Origin of the sequence: Arsenophonus apicola, assembly GCF_020268605.1 — a bacterium.
GTDB classification, from domain to species: domain Bacteria; phylum Pseudomonadota; class Gammaproteobacteria; order Enterobacterales; family Enterobacteriaceae; genus Arsenophonus; species Arsenophonus apicola.
The window spans coordinates 1550116-1571569 of sequence record NZ_CP084222.1 but is presented as its reverse complement, the minus strand read 5'-3'; the positions used below and the strand labels follow the sequence as shown (position 1 = coordinate 1571569).

15 protein-coding genes and 2 pseudogenes are annotated in these 21454 nt (G+C 36.1%); 7 read left to right on the top strand and 10 right to left on the bottom strand.

Features of this window, described 5'->3' with window-relative positions; all coding sequences use genetic code 11:
* Positions 1-170: 170 nt before the first annotated feature.
* Positions 171-751 (top strand): annotated as a pseudogene (sodB, locus tag LDL57_RS07390) (superoxide dismutase [Fe]).
* Positions 752-973: 222 nt separating this feature from the next.
* On the opposite strand, the gene LDL57_RS07385 reads toward sodB, so the two are convergent.
* Complete coding sequence (locus LDL57_RS07385; RefSeq protein WP_180559981.1) at positions 974-1864, bottom strand: hypothetical protein; 891 nt, start codon at positions 1862-1864, stop codon at positions 974-976.
* A gap of 494 nt (positions 1865-2358) precedes the next feature.
* On the opposite strand from LDL57_RS07385, the gene pykF reads away from it, so the two are divergent.
* Complete coding sequence (gene pykF, locus LDL57_RS07380) at positions 2359-3771, top strand: pyruvate kinase PykF (protein WP_180559982.1); 1413 nt, start codon at positions 2359-2361, stop codon at positions 3769-3771.
* Between the two features lie 560 nt (positions 3772-4331).
* Positions 4332-4568: a major outer membrane lipoprotein gene (locus tag LDL57_RS07375; protein WP_180559983.1), complete on the top strand. Its 237-nt coding sequence runs from the start codon at positions 4332-4334 to the stop codon at positions 4566-4568.
* A 173-nt stretch (positions 4569-4741) separates the two neighbouring features.
* On the opposite strand, the gene LDL57_RS07370 is transcribed toward LDL57_RS07375, so the two are convergent.
* The 9 genes and pseudogenes from LDL57_RS07370 to ydiJ all read right to left on the bottom strand — a co-directional run bounded on the left by LDL57_RS07370 (position 4742) and on the right by ydiJ (position 15200).
* Positions 4742-5659 carry a L,D-transpeptidase family protein gene (locus tag LDL57_RS07370; RefSeq protein WP_180559984.1) on the bottom strand — a complete coding sequence of 306 codons (918 nt, stop codon included), beginning with the start codon at positions 5657-5659 and terminating at the stop codon, positions 4742-4744.
* Positions 5660-5739: 80 nt separating this feature from the next.
* The gene (sufE, locus tag LDL57_RS07365; RefSeq protein ID WP_180560082.1) at positions 5740-6168 is read right to left on the bottom strand and encodes a cysteine desulfuration protein SufE; all 429 of its coding nucleotides are present in this window, start codon (positions 6166-6168) and stop codon (positions 5740-5742) included.
* A gap of 31 nt (positions 6169-6199) precedes the next feature.
* Positions 6200-7456, bottom strand: coding sequence for a cysteine desulfurase SufS (gene sufS, locus LDL57_RS07360; protein WP_180559985.1), 1257 nt, complete (start codon positions 7454-7456; stop codon positions 6200-6202).
* Between the two features lies 1 nt (position 7457).
* Positions 7458-8777, bottom strand: coding sequence for a Fe-S cluster assembly protein SufD (gene sufD, locus LDL57_RS07355; RefSeq protein ID WP_180559986.1), 1320 nt, complete (start codon positions 8775-8777; stop codon positions 7458-7460).
* Complete coding sequence (sufC, locus tag LDL57_RS07350; protein WP_180559987.1) at positions 8752-9498, bottom strand: Fe-S cluster assembly ATPase SufC; 747 nt, start codon at positions 9496-9498, stop codon at positions 8752-8754. The genes sufD and sufC overlap by 26 nt, the downstream gene beginning before the upstream one ends.
* Before the next feature lie 44 nt (positions 9499-9542).
* Complete coding sequence (gene sufB / locus LDL57_RS07345) at positions 9543-11042, bottom strand: Fe-S cluster assembly protein SufB (RefSeq protein WP_180559988.1); 1500 nt, start codon at positions 11040-11042, stop codon at positions 9543-9545.
* Between the two features lie 12 nt (positions 11043-11054).
* Positions 11055-11426, bottom strand: a complete 372-nt coding sequence (gene sufA, locus LDL57_RS07340; protein ID WP_180560083.1) for a Fe-S cluster assembly scaffold SufA — start codon at positions 11424-11426, stop codon at positions 11055-11057.
* 312 nt (positions 11427-11738) lie between these two features.
* The gene (locus tag LDL57_RS07335; protein WP_180559989.1) at positions 11739-12149 is read right to left on the bottom strand and encodes a hotdog fold thioesterase; all 411 of its coding nucleotides are present in this window, start codon (positions 12147-12149) and stop codon (positions 11739-11741) included.
* Positions 12146-15200, bottom strand: a pseudogene (gene ydiJ / locus LDL57_RS07330) (D-2-hydroxyglutarate dehydrogenase YdiJ). Before ydiJ ends, LDL57_RS07335 begins: the two are co-directional and overlap by 4 nt.
* Positions 15201-15413: 213 nt before the next feature.
* Between ydiJ and ydiK the strand changes: the two are divergent.
* The 4 genes from ydiK to LDL57_RS07310 all read left to right on the top strand — a co-directional run bounded on the left by ydiK (position 15414) and on the right by LDL57_RS07310 (position 21451).
* Complete coding sequence (gene ydiK, locus LDL57_RS07325; protein ID WP_180559990.1) at positions 15414-16523, top strand: AI-2E family transporter YdiK; 1110 nt, start codon at positions 15414-15416, stop codon at positions 16521-16523.
* A 1218-nt stretch (positions 16524-17741) separates the two neighbouring features.
* Positions 17742-17924, top strand: a complete 183-nt coding sequence (gene hemP / locus LDL57_RS07320) for a hemin uptake protein HemP (RefSeq protein WP_225507404.1) — start codon at positions 17742-17744, stop codon at positions 17922-17924.
* Positions 17925-18003: 79 nt separating this feature from the next.
* Positions 18004-20046, top strand: coding sequence for a TonB-dependent receptor domain-containing protein (locus LDL57_RS07315; protein ID WP_225507402.1), 2043 nt, complete (start codon positions 18004-18006; stop codon positions 20044-20046).
* Between the two features lie 352 nt (positions 20047-20398).
* Positions 20399-21451, top strand: coding sequence for a hemin-degrading factor (locus LDL57_RS07310; protein WP_180559993.1), 1053 nt, complete (start codon positions 20399-20401; stop codon positions 21449-21451).
* Positions 21452-21454: the final 3 nt, after the last annotated feature.

Here is a 21454-nt window from a genome sequence, read left to right as displayed (position 1 = left end):
TATCAATACTTGATAACCCTTTACTGCTATCTTTATTATGTACCAATCATATTTAATAAAAACTGATTAATATAATTAGTAAGTTATCAATTTAAAAATGATAATTTCAATATGGTTATATTTTGTATTTAACCACTGGTTGCGCAATACAAATAAAAAAGGAGTCTGCAATGTCTTTCCAATTACCGTCATTACCTTATGCTAAAAATGCCTTAGAACCCCATATTTCTCAAGAAACGATAGAATACCATTATGGCAAACACCATAGCACTTATGTTAATAATCTAAATAATTTAATTAAAGGCACTAACTTCGAGGGGAAAACATTAGAAGAAATTATAAAAAACGCGCAAGGAGGGATTTTTAATAATGCAGCCCAAGTTTGGAATCATACCTTTTATTGGCATTGTTTAGCACCTAACGCCGGTGGCGAACCAACGGGTAAAATAGCTGAGGCTATTAATCAACAGTTTGATAGTTTTGAAAATTTAAGCAGCAGTTTACCGACGCGGCAATTAAAAACTTTGGTTCAGGCTGGACGTGGTTAGTCAAACAGGCAAACGGGAAGCTTTCCATCATCAATACCTCAAATGCCGCAACGCCAATTAGCGGTGATGATAAACCATTGCTGACTGTCGATATATGGGAACATGCTTACTATATTGATTATCGTAATGTACGAGCAGAATATTTGACGAATTTTTGGTCACTTGCTAACTGGCCATTTGTTGAACAAAATTTATTGCAATAATTTATTATCTTTGATGTGAAAAAGCGTTAAACAGTTAAACAGCCATAACAGACGCTTAGCTATGGCTGTTATGGCATATTTCCACTAATAACAAGGCCATAATCTTGTTCAAATAACCCCTAAATTACACTCTAGGATACGATGAATAAAACTAAGTGTAATTTGGTATTAATCTGATGGCATTGCAATTTTTAATTTTCCTTTGAATTATTTGGCTATTTTTCAGTTAATTGATGGATCATGATCTTCAATTGGCATCCTAACTGAAGAAATATTTTCAGTGCTGTTTTGATTTAGCCTTTCTGATAATCCAGCCGCTGATGATGGCTGTCGCCCGTTAGGAGCTTCCTCAATGGGAATAAAACTTTCCTCCAAACCAAACACATCGGATCCTACCATTTCGACTTCATCATCCACTGGCGCCCGATCCCTATTTGTTATAAATTCTTCACGTTCTACGGGTCGAGCTTCAGCAGCTCGACGTTCGGCGGCTCTTATATTATCAATGTTTGCTTCATAAAAATCCCTTTGTCTATTTTGCGCCAGCAATCTATCAAAATCTTCAACGTTGAGAGTAGAATTTAAACCATTTTCTTCAGCATGCAACGGTGAAAGTTCATCTTCAGCTACTGGCTGGGTGGCTCGCTCACGCTCTAGTTGATTAATATACTGACTAAGATCCTGAAATTGTTCACGAGAAACGCTTTCTAGTCCAGCTAATTCATCATTAGGCTCACTAAACGATGAAGCGCTATAATTAGCAATATTTCTGCCAGGATCAAGAAAAGTCTCTGGTAATGGTTCTGGATCAAGCTCTACAGTCATATTCAAATTCATATTAGGCACTAGCTGTTCATCCGCTGCTCTAATATTAGTGCATTGCATTGCTACCGTTAGGCGATTTGTACCAGTCGATTGGGCAATACTAAATTCCCCTTCATTATTCATCATAGCCGACTGCCAATGGACATGATTATTACTAATATGTCGAATTTGCTGTGCAAGCTGAGAACCCATTGGGTGGGATGAAGAAATAGTAATATTATCTACTTGACTAATCTGAATTGCGGCTATATTGCTATGCGAGTGATTATCAATTACTTGTCTAAACATAAATATCCTCCTTGAACCGTTTATAATTATTTATCAATACACAATTTAATAGAATTAAATATCAAATATTCAATTTTATTTAAGGTTAAATAACATTATTCCCTATCGAGTATATAAATAAACAGTTAGTTTTGCTGAATATTTTCAGTCAAATTTTATCATTTCAGATAAAATTTATCGGCGCTATTATTTTCTAGCAAATATCCTGGCAATTGGCTTATGTTTATATAGTTTTTCCGTTGATGGCATGAATAACGCTAACTACAATATCATTATACGTTATATATTATTCAATGATGCATCTGATAAATAAGCGGCCAGTTGCAATAATAACGCATGATATTTATACTTGTGCCACTTGCTTTATCTTTATTAAATACCAGTGGATTTTTAGCTATTTGTTACGGCGTATAACCTATATCAAAACAAAAAACTGATATAAACACCGCAATTAATTCATAAAATACTGCTATAAAACCTGTAGATTAATTGTCATGAAAAAAACCAAAATTGTTTGTACTATCGGCCCCAAAACTGAATCTGAAGAAAAACTGTCACAATTGCTTAATGCTGGCATGAATGTTATGCGACTAAATTTCTCACATGGTGATCATGAGGAACATGGTCAACGCATTAAAAATCTTCGTGCCGTCTGTAGCCAAAAAAACCATCAGGCCGCCATATTATTAGATACGAAAGGGCCAGAGATCCGCACAATGCGGCTTGAAAATGGCAAGGATGTATCGCTAACCGCTGGACAAAATTTTACCTTTACTACCGACACTACAGTGATAGGTAATCAAGAGCGTGTCGCTGTAACCTACGCAGGTTTACCTAGTGATCTTAAGCCAGGTAATATCATCCTAGTTGATGATGGCTTAATTGGTATGAAAGTTTTATCCGTTACCGCTAGTGATGTAATTTGTAAAGTACTTAATAATGGCGATTTAGGTGAAAATAAAGGCGTTAATTTACCTGGCGTATCGATTGGTTTACCCGCACTAGCGGAAAAAGATAAACAAGATCTTATTTTTGGTTGCCAGCAAGGTGTTGATTTTGTTGCTGCTTCCTTTATCCGTAAACGCGCTGATGTAGAAGAAATCCGCGCCCACCTCGCCCAGCATGGTGGTAAAAATATCCAAATCATTTCTAAAATTGAGAACCAAGAAGGATTAAACAATTTCGATGAAATTTTAGAAGCCTCTGATGGGATCATGGTGGCTCGCGGTGATCTAGGCGTCGAGATCCCAGTTGAAGAAGTTATCTTTGCCCAAAAAATGATGATCGAAAAATGCGTTGCAGCCCGTAAAATCGTCATTACTGCCACCCAAATGTTAGATTCGATGATCAAAAACCCTCGCCCTACTCGTGCCGAAGCCGGTGATGTGGCCAATGCTATCTTGGACGGTACAGATGCAGTTATGCTATCTGGCGAAAGCGCGAAAGGAAAATATCCGATCGAAGCAGTAAAAATTATGGCCACTATTTGCGATCGTACCGATCGAGTTATGCCAAGCCGCATTGATGATAGCAAAATAAACCAAAAATTACGCATTACTGAAGCGGTTTGCCGCGGTGCGGTTGAAATGGCGGAAAAGTTAAACTCGCAATTGATTATCGTGGCAACCTATGGCGGTAAATCAGCAAAATCAGTACGCAAATATTTTCCAACAGCCCCGATCCTTGCTTTAACAACCAATGAAGAGACTGCCCGTCAATTATTATTAGTCAAAGGCGTTATTCCGCAATTAGTTAAAGAAATTGCCTCTACAGATGATTTCTATCGTATTGGTAAACAAGTTGCTTTAACAAATAATATGGCTGAAAAAGGTGATGTTGTAGTTATGGTTTCAGGTGCATTAGTGCCAAGTGGTACGACAAATACTTCATCTGTACATATCTTATAATTCTGTTAACAAAATAAATTCCTCTGAATAAAATAGCGGGGAATTTATTTTTTCTTTTTTTAATAAAGTAATATTAGATGGCAAATATCTAATATTGGTAATTTATAATCAAAATGCCCATTAGGCACTTTTACCACTAAGTATTTATTTAAAATCCAGTCTATTAGTGCAAAACAAATATTTCCAGTTAAAAAGATCATAATCGACATGTTATTTAAAAAATAACTGTTATCGTGTTAATTTTATTTTATATCGAGTGGTAAAAAATAATTGCCAAAATAACGTAATGAGATAATTAAAAATTGCCTACCAGGCAAGTAAAATGAACAAAAAATAAACAAATTTATTCTGTTTTCTTAATTTTATTAAACAACTTGTCAGATTTTAAGTAGAAAATATTCTAATTAAGTACTAGCATAAGAATAAGTAAGTATTCTGCCTGAATTTGAAAAAGATCTAATAATTCAAAGTTAGAGACAGAAATTTATTCTCTGTTTTGCCAGGAATGTGTAATACTTACCTTGCTACTTGGAGATTAACTAAATCTAGAGGGTAATATAATGAATCGTACTAAAGTTGTACTGGGCTCTATCGTTCTGGCTTCTGCTTTGTTAGCAGGCTGTTCAAACAGTAGCCAAATTAACAAACTGTCCTCAGATGTTCAAACGTTAAACGGTAAAGTCGATCAACTATCAAATGACGTTCAGTCATTACGTACTGATGTTCAGACTGCTAAAGATGAAGCTGCTCGTGCTAATCAACGTTTGGATAATCAAGTTCGTAGATATAAAAAGTAATCCAATTGCATTTAATGGATCACTCGATATATTAATAAGGCACCCAACGGGTGCCTTATTATTTATTACACACAACTAATTTTTAATAATACTATTATCTGATTATTAATAAATTCACTATTTTTTATAAAAATAGCAAATCTACCCTATGTATTGCCATGCCTAATATAAATTTATGTCTTATTTACCTTTACCGGCATTCCTGAGCGACGTGCCACGGCTTGAGCAACTAATCTCTGATCAATACCAGGTTGTTGTAAAAATGCCTTAAACTCATTGCTATATATTAATGGCATCGTTTGCGGATCATCAGACTCCTTTTTAGATAATGGTTGATGAACTTCGATGTAATAGCTTCCATCAGGCTCTTTAGAGTACTTAATGGGTTCATTAATTACCTGTACACGCGTTCCTACCGGTATAGAGTTAAATAATGCTTCTATGTCCTCAGGTCTTAAACGAATACAACCCGAACTGACCCGTAACCCAATACCAAAATTAGCATTAGTACCATGGATCAAATATTGCCCCTTACCATAAGACAGTCGCAAGGCATAAAGTCCCATCGGATTATCAGGTCCGGCTGGAAATACCGCCGGCAAAATAACGCCATCGGCAGCATAACGCTTGCGAATATTCGCTGTCGGTGTCCAAGTTGGATTTTTAATTAATTGACTAACAGTTGTCACCATTTTAGGCGTATTGGCACCCAATTGGCCAATACCAATCGGATAAACAATAACTTTATTGCTTCCTTTAGGAAAATAATACAGTCTTAATTCGGCTAAATTAACAATGATCCCATCACGCTTCGTTGCCGGTAATAACATTTGCGATGGAATAATCAACGTCATACCGGCTTTAGGTAAGTATGGGTCGGTACCTGGATTAGCTTCCAACATACCAAGCAAACCTATCTGAAATTCACTTGCAATAGCTTCCAGAGGACGCCCATCATTAGGCACCACATAATGCCTATTTTCCCCAATTAAGCGTGCTGTAGTGGATGGCAAGGAGTATTCAGCAGCACTGACATTGACAGTCAGTCCGCTTAAAAACAACAAGCCGATAAAAAATAGAATTCTCTTCATACTTTTTCCTCCTAAGGAACGTACAAAGTTTATCGGATGAATAAGCGTCACTTTAATAATATCAGTAGTTAACTAAATGTTTAAGTGCTTGATTGGATAATTTTTTCGGCTCGCTGGTGGATTGTTCGGATCATCGCATGCAATCCCTGGCTTCTTGATGGGGTTAAATGCTGCTCCAATGATAACTTTTGGAAGAATGTTTTACTATCTGTCGTCAAAATTTGTTGCCCGGTTTTATTTTGAAAAATAATTATTACTAATGCAATCAATCCCTTAACAATAGCTGCATCGCTGTCGCCGGAGAACTGGATCCGGCCGTCACTATCCGGCTGCATAACAATCCAAACCTGGCTTTGACAACCTGAAACCTGGTTTTTTGCTTGTTTTTGTTGAGCACTTAGGGGTAATAATTTTTCCCCTAATTCAATTAAATAAAGATATCGCTCTTCCCAGTTTTGGCAACGTGAAAAATTACGCAACAATTTATTCTCATCAGGCAAGGCTGCCATCATTTTACCCTTATATGTACTTTAAAATAGATTAACCCAGTAATTTTTCAATATGTTGTAGTTTTTCAACCAAAATATCAATTTCTTCTTTAGTAGTATAAACCGCTAGCGAAGCACGACACATGGCTGGTACTTGATAAAAATCCATCAATGGCAACGCACAATGGTGACCTGTTCGGATGGCAATAGCATAATTATCTAAAAAACTGCCGACATCATAAGCATGATGATCGCCTAAATTAAAGGCAATAACCCCTTGACGCTCATCTGAGCCGTAAAGACGCAAAGAGTTTACCATACTTAAACGATGGTTAGCATACTGCATTAGTGCGGTTTCATGGGCAGATATTTGTTCATAACCAATATTATTAACATAACGTAATGCCTCACCTAAGCCAATAATGCCTACAATATTTGGCGTGCCTGCTTCAAATCGCCAAGGTGCCTTTTCATAGGTAATATGGATATTTGAGGGCTCAGCTAACGTCATACTAACTTTATCAATCATAGCTCCACCACCTTGCCATGGTGGTAAAGCATTTAATAATGCTTTTCTGCCATACAGAACACCAATACCGGTAGGTCCATACAGTTTATGACCGGAAAAAACATAAAAATCACAATCTAAATCTTGCACATCAATCATTTGATGCATAATACTTTGGGCGCCATCAAGCAAAATATGCAATTGCGCTGCCTTTTTTGCTGCGCATTGGCGAGCAAAGGCAATAATCGTTTTTGCTGGATTAACGGTACCCAAAACATTGGACATATGGGTAAAAGAGAGTAATCGAGTCCGGCTATCGATTAGCTTATCTAATTGTTCAAAAATTAATTTTCCATTATTATCAATAGGTAATATACGAATATCAAAACCAATTTGGCCGGCAAGCAGATGCCAAGGAACAATGTTAGCGTGATGTTCCATTTGGCTAATAATAATATTATCGCCTGGTTGGATAAAACCACGTCCATAACTATTAGCAATTAAATTTATGCCTTCCGTTGTTCCCTTAACAAAAACAATTTCTTCTGCATTAGCAGCATGAATAAAATCAGCGGCTTGTTGGCGAACATTTTCTACCATCGCCGTTGCATCACTGCTTAAGCTATGGATCCCTCTGTGTACAGCTGCATAGTGATAACAAAGAAACTGTTTTTCCTTTTCAATCACTTGTATCGGTTTTTGCGCGCTGGCAGCACTATCCAAATAAACTAACTGTTGATCCTTAATTTTTTCTGCCAGCATAGGAAAATCTTTGCGAATGGATGCCACTGAAAATGTCATATTAAATCCCTACCAAGCGCTGCTGAATAATATCCATTACCTTATTACTTACACCTTCATCATCAATAGCTTCGATGACTTCAGCCGCAAAGGCAATCATGATCATATGTTTTGCATCATTGAGAGGAATACCCCGTGAACGTAAATAAAATAGTTGCTCATCATCGATACGGCCTACTGTAGCACCATGACTACACTTGACATCATCAGCATAAATTTCTAACTGTGGTTTGGTATCAATTTCTGCATATTCACCTAATAACAAATTGTTATTTGTCATTTGACCATCGGTTTTAAGTGCTGCTGGTGCAACTTTGATCATGCCATTAAAAACAGCTTTGCTTTCATCTAGCGCGATCGTTTTATGTAACTGACGACTTTCACAATGGGGCTGATTATGTTCAAGATAAGTTCTGGTATCGACAATTTCACTGTTTTGTGGCAACAATAAACTATTAAGCTCTAATCTACTACCTGCTCCATTTAACTTCACGCTGGTATGGTGGCGAAGTAATGCTGAGCCGATAAAAATACCACTACTTTTTATTTGACTATCACGGCCTGATAAGATGTCATTATGGGCAAAATGGTTACTTTGGTTGTTTTCAACACTAAGCTTGATATGACTGAAATGACTATTATCACCAATATTAGCGGTTAATCGGCTACCTGTCAGATGCGGTTTATTATCAATAGAAACAAAATGTTCGATAACTTGCGATTTGCAATTAGCACCAATTTCTAAATGATAGCGATAGTGACTGGTATTAACATAATCGCCACGGCCTGAACCCGAGGTAATGTTTAAGATATAAAGGGGTTTTTCTACCTGTTGATTAGCAGCTAGTTTAATCAATAAGGGTTGAGCGGCTAGACTTTCAGTTAAGTAGAGAAATATTTCATCGTTGACGATAGGCGCCGGAGGCTGTGCTAGCTTATCCATCATTTGAATTAGATAAGGACCAAAGTTATCGCTACTTAGCGTAGGAATAAGACATCCATTAAACAAAACAATTTGCCAGCCATCAATGGCGATAGCCAACTGTTTTAATTGCTTAGCAGTAATGGTGTCAACGCTATCACTATTTAATTGGTATTGCGCGTTAAGTACTTTTGCCAACGGTGTATAATGCCACTCTTCATGGCGAAATGGCGGAAAACCGATTTTTTCTACCTGCTGCCAATAACTCTGAGCTTGTTTTTCATTGGCTCTTTTACTGGCATAAAAAAGAGCCGCAAAACCTTTTAGCGCCAGTTGATTTAACATAGTGACTTGACGCTGTTTTTCTGCTCTTTCACTGTTGGTCAATAAGCCAGCCATAGCCTTCTACCTCCAGTTTTTTGGCTAATGAGAAATCACCTGATTGAATAATTTTACCTTGATGGAGGACATGAACAAAATCAGGCTGCACATAATCCAAAATACGCTGATAGTGAGTAACGATAATAAAAGCCCTTTTAGCAGTACGTAGCGAGTTGACGCCATTAGCCACTACTTTCAAGGCATCAATATCAAGACCCGAATCCGTTTCATCTAAAATACATAATTCAGGCTCTAACGCCGCCATCTGTAAAATATCATTGCGTTTTTTTTCACCACCAGAAAAACCGACATTAACCGAGCGAGTAAGTAAATCTTTCGGCATATCAAGCAGTTCAATTTTATCTTCAATAAAATCCTGAAAATCAAATCTATCTAGGGGTGGCTGCTGACGATATTCTCTGACTGCATTAACGGAAGTTTGTAAGAAAAATTGATTACTTACGCCAGGGATCTCCACTGGATACTGAAAGGCTAAAAATATACCTTCTCCTGCACGTTCTTCCGGCGATAACTCCAGCAAATTTTTATTTTTGAATAGAATTTCACCCTGCTCTATTTGATATTCTTCACGTCCAGCCAGAGTTGCTGATAATGTACTCTTACCTGATCCATTAGGCCCCATGATGGCATGTACTTCACCCGCTTTTACTTCTAGATTTAATCCGTTAAGAATTTGATTACCTTCAATACTGACATTTAAATTTTTAACACTTAACATTTCATTGGCCTTTGAATAACTTAGTATTCTTTTAATAGGAACCATCAACCCACTCTATGTTCCAAGCTAATTGCTAACAATTTTTGCGCTTCTACGGCAAACTCTAACGGTAATTCAGAAAAGACATCTTTACAGAAGCCATTTACAATCATGGAAATGGCATCATCCTCACTAATACCACGTTGCAAACAATAAAAGAGTTGATCTTCACCAATACGGGATGTCGTGGCCTCATGCTCTAACTGTGCGCTACTATTTTTTACTTCGATATAAGGAAAGGTATGTGCGCCACATTCGGTACCAATTAACATAGAATCACATTGGGTATAATTTCTGGCGTTCTCTGCGGTCGGTAAAATCTTGACTAAACCACGGTAGCTATTTTGACTGCGGCCAGCTGAAATCCCTTTGGAAATGATAGTGGAATGCGTATTCTTACCAATATGGATCATTTTTGTGCCGGTATCAGCCTGTTGATTACCATTAGTTAAAGCAACTGAAAAAAATTCCCCCACTGAATTATCCCCTTGCAGAATAACACTGGGATATTTCCAAGTAATCGCTGAACCTGTTTCAGACTGCGTCCAGGACATTTTGGCATTTTCACCTTCACATAAAGCGCGTTTGGTGACAAAGTTTAAAATTCCACCGCTTTCATTCTGACCACCTGAAAACCAGTTTTGTACCGTAGAATATTTTACTTCAGCATCCTTATGAATGATAACTTCAACTACAGCCGCATGTAATTGATAACTATCTCGCACTGGAGCAGAGCATCCCTCAATATAACTAACGTAGCTGCCTTCATCAGCAATCAAGATAGTGCGTTCAAACTGACCTGTCTTAGCCGCATTTATACGAAAATAGGTAGATAATTCCATCGGGCAACGAACACCTTTTGGCACATAAACAAACGTGCCATCAGAAGCAACAGCAGAATTCAATGCAGCAAAAAAATTATCCCGATTAGAAACAACCGTACCAATATATTTTTTTACTAATTCAGGATATTGTTGGATCGCTTCACCGAAAGAGCAAAAAATAATCCCCAGTTTTGCTAATTCACTACGATAGGTTGTCGAAACTGAAACCGAGTCAAAAATAGCATCTACCGCAACCGATTTACCCTCACGTACTGGCACGCCAAGTTTATTAAATGCTTCTTCAACTTCTGCAGTTAGATAATTATTGCTATGCTCATTACCCTCGTCTGCTGATGAATCAGCATCAGTGTGGCAATTGTCATCGCAACTATTGCAGGAGGGTGCGGCATAATAACTATATTCCTGATAATTTAAATCAGGATAATAGCCTTTAAGCCAGTGCGGCTCTTCCATACCCAACCAATGTTGATAAGCTTCTAAACGAAACTGTAACATCCACTCAGGCTCATTACGTTTGGCTGAAATGGCTTTGATAACCTCTTCATTGAGGCCTTTAGCTAATTCATCCGTTGCAACCTGAGTGAAAAAACCCTCTTTATAACGATGCTCTGCTAACCATTGTTGAACATCGTCACCAATTTCTACATTACGCTGTGACATAATTTAATTCACTTAAATACCAAAGCTTTCACCACAACCACACGCGTGTTGAGCTTTAGGATTATTAAATTTAAATACTTGATTAAGTCCCTCACGAACATAATCAACCTCAGTGCCATCAATAAATGGCATTGCTTTTAGAGGCACAAAAAGTTTGGCGCCATTATTTTCAAACAGCAAATATTCTTTGGTTGGATTATCTATCAATGCAATGACATAACTAAATCCTGCACAGCCTGATTGCTTGATATTAATAGATAATCCCTGACTCGCAGGATTTTCTTTCATTAATTTACGAATTTGAGCAGCTGCTTTATCGGTCATGGTAAGGCCCTGCCAAGTTGTTTCATGTAAAGAAAAAGTATCAACATGCTCTGCCATTATTGACCTCACTAAACTAATATTTTCACTATATTACACTATGAGTGTAACTAGACTTTTTTTGCTTAATACTATATATGGTAATGATAACATTTCTCACTTCAACCATTTATTTTAAGAGGATATTTTTATTAGGGTATTTTTCCAGCAAAAAGTGGCATTTATTTTACTATTATTTGACAATTTTTAATTTATCAATAAATTTAACTTACTGATATATATTTTAAAATTAAATTAACAAGTAAATTTATATATATTCCAGTTGAAAAACAACCTGTTGTTAAACAAATTACTTTTGTTCTTAATCACAGGCAATTAAATTATTGCGGTTGTTAAACGGCATATACAGCTTAGTTTTAATTGTTCATCAAAGATTTTTATCGACCAGACCTGTTGCCGACGCCCAAGATGGATCGCACTACATACGCCACGCACTTTTCCTGAAGATACTGTTCTGATGTGGCTAGCGTTTATTTCAGTACCGACCACTTTTTGCTCTCCTTGAGTACAGAGATATCCAGCTATCGAACCTAAGGACTCAGCCAGTACTACCGAAGCACCACCATGTAATAATCCAAACGGTTGCATAGTACGCTGATCAACCGGCATTGTTGCTTCAATGCTATCATCATTGATACTTAACATAACAATTCCTAAATGGGATAACATGCTGTTATTATTCCAACTATTAATTTCTTCAAGGCTATAAAAACGTTGCCAAATCATTTAATGATCTCCAATAATGCTTGTAATGGATGTTTTATGGTTTCATTTTCATTCGTTTTACCTGGCTACGGCAGGAATAACCGGTCGCTAAACAACGTTTTTTGGGTAATTTTTGTAATCGATTTCCCCAAGATAAGGCATAAATTCCCTTTGAATTTGTCAAATGTTTAACTTCATGACCATAGGTTCCTGCCATGCCACAACAGCCAACATTTACATTGATAAGTTGACAGCCAAACTGAGCAAAAATTTTAATCCATTGCTGAACACTATCAGCGAGCAATGATATTTCGGTACAGTGACCCAATAAATACCATTTTTCAGTTGTTAACTTCGATACTACTTTTGATGCTAACGCTGTTATTAGCCACTCATTGACTAGTTTAACCTCGAAATCCCCACGTTTATTACCGAGGATCTGGCTATATTCATCGCGATAACAGAGCACTAAAGCTGGATCAATACCGACCATAGGAATTGATAATTTAGCTAAGCGATTAAGAAAATCCGCTGTCTTTTGTGCTGTTTTGGCAAAACGACTTAAATATCCCTTGATATGTAATGCTTTTCCATTAGTAGAAAATGGCAATAATATTGGTCGATAACCTAGTCTTTCAATTAAATAGATAAAATCAGCAACAACCTTAGCATCATAATAGCTGGTAAATGGATCTTGGACGATAAAAACAAATTGGCTACGCGCCTTTTGTGGTAAACTTTCTAATTGTTGCAATGACAGGGATAAGGCTGCATGCTTAACCAATTGTTGTTGTAAGCTGGGCGTAGAAAGCTGGGGAAGATCTGTTAATCCAATTACCTTGTGACTCAGAATTTGTATCCACCTTTGCTGCAATATAAAATTAAACCAGCGTGGTCGCTTTGCCATTAATGGTAAAGTTAATTCAATATTAGCTACAATATTGTCACTGATTGGTCGCAAATAACGGCTATAATAGAGCGCTAAAAATTTTGCCCTAAAAGTGGGAACATCAATTTTAACTGGGCATTGAGTTGAACACGCTTTACAAGCTAAGCAACCCGCCATCGCCTCTTTTACTTCATGGGAAAAATCATATTGTCCACACTTAGCACGCAAAGTGTGGTATAGGCGTGTTATTTTTTGTGGCCAAGGCAGTTTATAATTATTCATATCCTCACTAAATAACTTTAGATTTACTCCTTGTTTAACCTGTAGTCTTAACCACTCTCGCATTAAAGTTGCCCTTCCTTTAGGTGAATGAATGCGTTGTTGTGATATTTTCATCGAAGGGCACATTGGACTATTAACGTCAAAATTAAAACATAAACCATTGCCATTACAAGCCATAACAGATTCAAAAGTTTGCCTTATATTAATTGGGATAATGCGATCATAAGTTCCTCTTTTCACGGCATCGATCGGCTTTAAAGGAAGAGCTACATTAAGCGATGAACATATTTTGCCTGGATTTAATTGATTCAATGGATCAAATGCGGTTTTAATTTGACAGAGTATTTGATAAAGCTGGTCGCCAAAAAATTGGGCGCCGTAACTGGAGCGAAAACCTTTACCGTGTTCGCCCCATAATAAGCCGCCATATTTAAGCGTAAGTTGAGCAATTTGATCTGAAATTTGCTTCATTAATACTTCTTGCTGAGGATCACACATATCCATTACCGGGCGAACATGCAGTACGCCTGCATCAACATGACCAAACATGCCATAAGCTAAATTATTGTGATCAAGCAATGCACGAAATTCTGTAATATAATCGGCTAAATGCTCCGGTGGCACGCACGTATCTTCTACGAAGGGTATTGGTTTTGCTAATCCTTTAGTATTAGCCAACAGACCAACCGCTTTTTTTCTCATCGTATAGATACGTTCAATATCTGCTAATTGATGACATATTTGATAACCAAGGATGCCAGAATTACCTGCTAGAATTAGCTTATCCAATTGTGTGCACAAGTTGGTTAAATGCTGATTAATTTTTTCTTCGTTATCCCCACTAAATTCAACGATATTTAATGCAGATAATTTTTTTGCATCGTCATCGTTAACTAATTTACTCACTGAATGCCAGATAATATCTTGACGCGCTAAAGAGAGAATTTTAGCATCCACCGTCTCTACTGATAATGCTTTGGCTGCCAGCATAAACGGTGCATTACGTAATGCTGAATCAAATGAGTCATACTTTATATTAACTAATCGTCTTACTTTAGGTAATGGGGTAATATTTAGCTTGGCTTCAGTAATGAAAGCCAGCGTTCCTTCAGAGCCGGTTAAGATTCGGGTTAAATCAAATTGAGTCATATTATCGTCAAACACATGGCGCAAATCATAACCGGTTAAAAAACGATTTAAGCGCGGAAATTTAGCTAGAATTAGCTGTCGCTGCTGACGACAATGTTGATAAACAGTGCGATATATGCGGCCAATAGTAGATTGCTGCTGTGAAATACGCTCCGCCGACTCGACTGGCATTGGACCGGTTTCTAATACCTCGCCACTAAGTAACACCGCTTTAACACTCAGTACATGATCCGATGTTTTACCATAAACTAATGAACCTTGACCTGATGCATCAGTATTGATCATGCCACCCAAAGTAGCTCGGTTACTGGTTGATAATTCAGGTGAAAAAAATAACCGTAAGGTGCCAAAAATTGATTAAGCTGATCTTTTATCACGCCCGCTTCAACCCTAACCCATTTTTGGGCAATATCAATTTGCAAAATTTTTTGCATATAGCGCGACATATCAACCACAATACCCTCAGTCAAAGCCTGGCCATTGGTGCCAGTTCCTCCTCCTCGAGGGGTAAAGCTTAATGACTGAAATTGTTTATCACTGGCGAGTTTTGCCAATAGTTGAACATCGCTAGTCGAACGTGGATAGACAACCGCTTGAGGAAGGAGCTGATAGATACTATTATCTGTTGCCATAGATAAACGTTCAGCATAACTGGTCGTTAAATCACCGCTAAAACCTTTTTCTTTTAATATAGTTACATACTTGTTTACCTGTTGACTGATTTGATGAGCGCGTCCTATACGTGGGATCATAATAGTAGTAACTCTTTTTAATTAGTGTTCACTTTGCATTTTATGTACTATCTTTGATTGAGAGTACATACCAGATAAAATTTAGCAATTAACATTTTGTAAACAATACAGTTTTCATTATCACCCTGCTTTTATTAGTTACAAAAACATGATTAATCATGTAATAGATAAACGATAATATCTACCCGTCATTTTTTATAATCAGGCTAATATATGGAAAAAACGCAATCCCCTAATGATTTACCCAAATTTATTTTTAGTATAATTGCTATTTTATTAATGATAACAGCATGTTTTTGGGTATTAAAACCGTTCATACTTGGTTTTCTCTGGGCAGGCATGGTGGTTATTGCAACCTGGCCATTATTTAAAAAAATTGAAAGCAAACTATGGCATAAAAAATGGCTAGCCAGTATAGCCATGACACTAATAGTAATCTTATTGTTCGTTATTCCTTTTGCAATATTAATTGGCAGCATTATACAAAATAGTGCTCCACTAATTGAATGGGCCAAGTCGCCAACTGAAATAAGATTACCTGAATTATTGTGGTTAAAAAATCTCCCCTTGATTGGTAATAAACTCTTTTATGGTTGGCATACCTTAGTCGCTAATGGCGGTAATACATTAATTGCTAAACTACAACCGTATGTTGGAGAAGCAACCAGTTGGTTCTTAGCCCAAGCCATTAATGCCGGGCGCTTTATGTTCCATCTTATCGTAATGTTACTATTTAGTGCATTACTCTATCTAAAAGGGGAAAGTGTGATATTAAATATCCGACATTTTGCTATTCGCCTGGCAGGTACACGAGGTGATACCGCTATTGTGCTTGCAGGTCAATCAATTCGTGCCGTTGCGTTAGGTGTCGTTGTAACCGCATTAATCCAGGCGATTACCAGTGGTATTGGTTTAGCTTTAGCAGATATTCCTTACGCCGCAATATTAACAATTCTTATCTTTGTATGTTGTGTTGCCCAACTTGGTCCTTTATTGATTATGGTACCCTCCATAATATGGTTATTCTGGTCAGGCGACACCAGCTGGGCCATTATTATGATTGTATGGAGCATAATTGTCGCAACAATGGATGGTGTACTACGTCCAATCTTAATAAAGATGGGGGCAAATTTATCAATGATCCTGATCTTAATTGGCGTTATTGGTGGAATTTTATCATTCGGTGTGATTGGTCTTTTTATTGGCCCGGTAGTTTTAGCTGTCTCACATAATTTACTAACCGCCTGGATAAATGAGGTCGCGAGACCAACTAAATTATTAAACAATTTAAACAAATCTAATTTATATAAGAAAGATCCTTAAATAAAAAAGATTGACTTAATTAATATACTTGTTAATCATTATAGTTAAATTATTTAAAAATTGCTCCGCTAAAAATTTGCCAAAATATCGATAAATAGAGCGTAATTAAATTCGATTAATTTTAACATTAGTATGATTAAATAATAATCTTATATAATTATACTTGAAAGTAAAATTTTTATTGAGATAATTCTTAGTGATTAAACCTTAGAGTTATCTTAATCTAATGCTTATAGATTAACCTCTTTATGAATTATTGGTTTCAATTATTTTTAGCGTCATTATGCAATATAAAAATGATAAAACCTATCGAATATTGCTGTGTGTAGTCTTTGCCTGTCAGCCCATGATAGGCTTTTTTTTTCTATAGCAGTCAATAATATCCATTTTAATTAATTGATTTATAATGATATTATTCGGTTGCGTTTATCAAGTCTTAAGAGCGACTTTTATAAGTAAGATACTTATCGATAAATATTCATATTTTTAATTAAGCCTGACAAATATTGATTATTAATAAAACATACATAAACTTTACTTGTTATTCATTTCCCATTTATTGACTAGCCAATACCATATATTATTATTTGATTTCTATTATATAACAGCGAATAAAACTTATTCTATCTCATAATCTGGTCTGTCATCAGACCAGTCATAATTAAACATATAATTTACAAAATTAAACTATGTTTTATTCTTTAACGTCACTGGATATAAATAAAATAGTAAAAATAACCTAAAGTTAACAATAAATAAGTGAATAAAAAATCATGAAAATCAAATAAGAGTTTTGAGCGATAGCTACTGACTATAATATAAGCAAATATAAAATGTTATTCAAAAAATAACATTTTATTATATAATTGAATTTAGATTAAAAAACATATTTATTATCTATTATACCGTTCAATATATGAATAAAAAGCTATAAAAAACTAATAAAAATAACTGATTATTCTAATATCCTCTAAAACGATAATTACACTTTATAAAAATTATTTATATTTTTTCAACTATCCTTTATGAGAATAATTCTATTTGATTGTTTTTAAAAAAATTTTTGTAATTAATTATCATTATTTCACTTTATTACTGTTTATCTGAAGAGGAAAAAACTTGATTAACAACAAGACAATAATGATAATAATTATCATTACCATTATTTGGTTATACCTCTTCGATATGAACACACTCAGCCAAAGTAATCTATTTATTATGAATAAAATCAGCCAAAGTAATCTGCTTAATTCAGATGTTAAGCAAATATCAACTCCGGTAATTAATACCATTAATAGCCAACATTTATTAAATCAAAAAGGAATTGCGAATATCTACCATCAAGGCGAAATTTATCAATTACGCCAGACTAGAACAGGTAAATTGATATTAACTAAATAGAATTTATTTAACGCCAAGCCACCTAATGACTATCAGGCAGCCAACGTTTAGATCTACTATAATTATAGGAACGGATACTATGGATCTCAAGCAAAAAACTGCCTTAAAATCAATTAATTATATTAAGCATTCACTATATGGTGTACCTTGTATCATTGGACTGATCATTTCGCAACAATACTGGTCAAAATCAGACGACAAAACCATTATCATATATGCGGATAAAGCTATGCAAAATATCTCTACTACCGCTAAAACATATACTGTCATTGATACTAATCAGCCAAAATATCAATATGCAACTGATGCATTAGTTTTATTAAAAAAAACACCAGGAATAAGTCTTTCAGGCATTGGTAGTACAAATGGGCAAACTTTAAATATGCGGGGCTATGAAAGAGCTGGGGTTCTCATCACCATTGATGGTATTCGGCAAGATATTGATGCCGGCACAATCACGGGCACATTTCTTGACCCAATGTTGGTAAAAAAAATCATTACCATACATGGTAGCAATAGTTTACAGCATGGTAGTGGGGCATTGGGTGGGACGATTGCCTTAAAAACGGTTAATGCACAAGATTTGCTGGCACCAGAACAATCTCATGGTGCTATTTTGACATTAAGCCGTAGCCATAACGATCAGGGATATCAATATGGTAGTTTACTTTTTGGTAAAACTCACCAAGTTGATGAATTAATAGCATTTAGTAGACGAGCTAAAGGCTCCTTTCATTTAAGTGATGGCTCAGTTCCCTATAATAAGGAGGATATTTACAGTTTACTTGGTAAAGCAAACTGGATGATTACGCCGTCATATACAATTTCAGCTCAATTACGTTATTATAAAAATGATGGAATACAGCTTAAAAACCCAGAAATTGTCGAACCCAGCAAGTACAAAAATAGCCATTACGATCGTAATACTAGCCAACATGATATTCAATTAACACAGAAAATTTATCCACTTCAAGCAGAAAATTGGCTTATAGATTGGGATCTTTACTACAGTAAGGTGATAATCGAACAAAAACCCATTAGTGAGTGTGATGAGGAAAAACGCTCGCTAATTAGCAAAGGGAGCAAGATAACTAACTATTTTATCTGGGATCATGATCAGTTAGCGGCTCACCATTTCAACATTGGTAGCGAATTTAATCAACAACAGCAAGAGGCTAATGAACAAGCGGATTTCTTTCCACCAGCAACATTACGTAATATTGCAGTCTGGTTAGAGGACGAAATCCGATTAAACACCTTGCCTATCACATTTTCTATTGGCACCCGTTACTCTAACTATAGAAATGATAGTGATAAATACGGTAGCAATCAGAATTCTCAATGGACATCGCGTGGCGCAGTTAGCTTTACTCTAACAAACTGGCTGGAACTTTTCAGCTCTTATGCTGAAGGCTACAGAACACCTAGCTTAAATGAAATTTATAATGATTCCAAACACTTCGCGCGGGATTATTTCAAACCAAACCCGAATTTGCAACCTGAACGCAATCAGACAAATGAATATGGAATAAGCTTACAGTTTGATAATAAGTTACTAACTAATGACCGCTTACAATGGCGAACAGCCCTTTTTGATACTAAAGCAACTAACTACATCAAGACTGAAGTCTATGGCCCTATTCCACCGTTAGGGAAAACAATAAGCATTAATACACCCTCTGTGGTCATTCATGGTATCGACAGTAGTCTTAACTATACCACGCCTTGGTTTAATGCTGTGCTAGCTTACAATCACACTCATGCTAAAGACACCATAACAGGCATGAGCATTTCATCAATTCGACCAGAAAGTTTAACCGCTTCATTGGATGTACCGCTGGCTAATAGCGGTTTTTTCTTAGGTTGGGTTGGCCAATTTGCCGCCAAAACCAATCGTTCTGGCGATCGCAAAACCGGTAAAGATAAATATTCGCAACCTATTATGCAACAAGCGGGGTATGGTGTTAATGATTTTTATATCCGTTATCAAGGTGATGGTAAGTTATCAGGCATAGATACCACCCTATCATTAACCAATGCATTTAATAAGTCATATAGCTCATCATTAGGTGTTCCACAAGAAAGCAGGAATATACATTTTAAAATAAATTATCGCTGGTAATTATTTTTAATATGCCTACTACTAAGTCATGAGTAATTGATTACTTATTTTACTCATGACAATTAATTTTTATGGCACTCTCTCGCTTTATCCGTTCAAAATCTTGTCATAAATAGGTTATTTAGTGCAAAAAATAAACAAAACAGCAAAAATCAGACAATCTACAGCAACAAGAGGTTTATAGAGCCAAAGATTTCTATTTAAGCTATTAGTGCTAGCAAACAGGATTTTAGGTTAACAGACGAGTGAGAGGTAATAATTTATGCCGATGTTTAGCATCAGGCATAGCAGGTTAATGATAGCAATAAAAATATATGGATCTACACAATATACATAATAAGGAAATGAAAGTATGAACGATTCACTTTATAACCGCTACCAGCAAGTAAAACAGCAAAGTAACCTACAATCGATTGCAGAAGTGGCTAACCATTTAAATGTGACAGAAGCAGAATTAATCTACGCGTGTGCTAATGCTGATGATGCTAAACGGTTAAATGTAGATACAGCACTATTATTACCTGAACTGGCCAATTTAGGCGAAATAAAAGCAATTACAGCTAATAAATATGCTACTCACATACATATTGGTGAGTTTAAAAACGTTCGTTTAACCCAGCATACGGGTATTGTACTCAATCCCAAAGAGCTTGATTTGCGTATATTTCTTGATCATTGGGCAATTAGCTTTGCCTTAACTGAGACATCTTGCGATAATATCAAACACAGTATACAGTTTTTTGATTATTATGGTAATGCCATCCATAAGCTCTACGCCACTGAAAAAACCAATATGGCTGTTTGGTATAAGTTGATTAATCAATATCAGATGACCACAAACCCACCGTTAAATTTGCGTCCTGTTTCTACTCATCCACAACCACCACAAATTAACGAAACGGTAAAAAAACAACTAGAAACCGATTGGCGTAACATGACAAATATCCATCAATTTTTTCAACTATTACAAAAATATAATGTAAAACGACAACAAATCTTCGCCGCAGTCAGCGACGAACTAGCTTATCAAGTTGATAATCATTCTCTCTACAAAATTCTGCATACAGTCTTTAATCAGCAAAATGAAATTATGATCTTCGTTGGTAACCTGGGTTGCATACAAATATTTACCGGATGCATTCAAAAACTGGCAGCTTATCATGACAAACAAAGTGCACTACAAAAAATTAATGTTTTAAATCCAAAATTCTCCCTCAATGTAATTGAAACTGGTATTGCTAACAGTTGGGTAACGCGCAAACCAACTAAGGATGGTATCGTGACCAGCCTGGAAATTTTTGATCATCAAGGTAATCAAATCATTCAATTATTTGGTAAGCGTAGAGAAGGAGAACCTGAACAATTAGATTGGCAGAAGCAAATTTCAACCTTAACAAAAATATAATGC

Excerpts from the sequence above, each read along its gene's own strand:
- LDL57_RS07385 (WP_180559981.1), bottom strand. The coding sequence starts at position 1,864 with ATGTTTAGACAAGTAATTGATAATCACTCGCATAGCAATATAGCCGCA.
- pykF (WP_180559982.1), top strand. The coding sequence starts at position 2,359 with ATGAAAAAAACCAAAATTGTTTGTACTATCGGCCCCAAAACTGAATCT.
- LDL57_RS07375 (WP_180559983.1), top strand. The coding sequence starts at position 4,332 with ATGAATCGTACTAAAGTTGTACTGGGCTCTATCGTTCTGGCTTCTGCT.
- LDL57_RS07370 (WP_180559984.1), bottom strand. The coding sequence starts at position 5,659 with ATGAAGAGAATTCTATTTTTTATCGGCTTGTTGTTTTTAAGCGGACTG.
- sufE (WP_180560082.1), bottom strand. The coding sequence starts at position 6,168 with ATGGCAGCCTTGCCTGATGAGAATAAATTGTTGCGTAATTTTTCACGT.
- sufS (WP_180559985.1), bottom strand. The coding sequence starts at position 7,456 with ATGACATTTTCAGTGGCATCCATTCGCAAAGATTTTCCTATGCTGGCA.
- sufD (WP_180559986.1), bottom strand. The coding sequence starts at position 8,777 with ATGGCTGGCTTATTGACCAACAGTGAAAGAGCAGAAAAACAGCGTCAA.
- sufC (WP_180559987.1), bottom strand. The coding sequence starts at position 9,498 with ATGTTAAGTGTTAAAAATTTAAATGTCAGTATTGAAGGTAATCAAATT.
- sufB (WP_180559988.1), bottom strand. The coding sequence starts at position 11,042 with ATGTCACAGCGTAATGTAGAAATTGGTGACGATGTTCAACAATGGTTA.
- LDL57_RS07335 (WP_180559989.1), bottom strand. The coding sequence starts at position 12,149 with ATGATTTGGCAACGTTTTTATAGCCTTGAAGAAATTAATAGTTGGAAT.
- ydiK (WP_180559990.1), top strand. The coding sequence starts at position 15,414 with ATGGAAAAAACGCAATCCCCTAATGATTTACCCAAATTTATTTTTAGT.
- hemP (WP_225507404.1), top strand. The coding sequence starts at position 17,742 with ATGAATAAAATCAGCCAAAGTAATCTGCTTAATTCAGATGTTAAGCAA.
- LDL57_RS07315 (WP_225507402.1), top strand. The coding sequence starts at position 18,004 with ATGGATCTCAAGCAAAAAACTGCCTTAAAATCAATTAATTATATTAAG.
- LDL57_RS07310 (WP_180559993.1), top strand. The coding sequence starts at position 20,399 with ATGAACGATTCACTTTATAACCGCTACCAGCAAGTAAAACAGCAAAGT.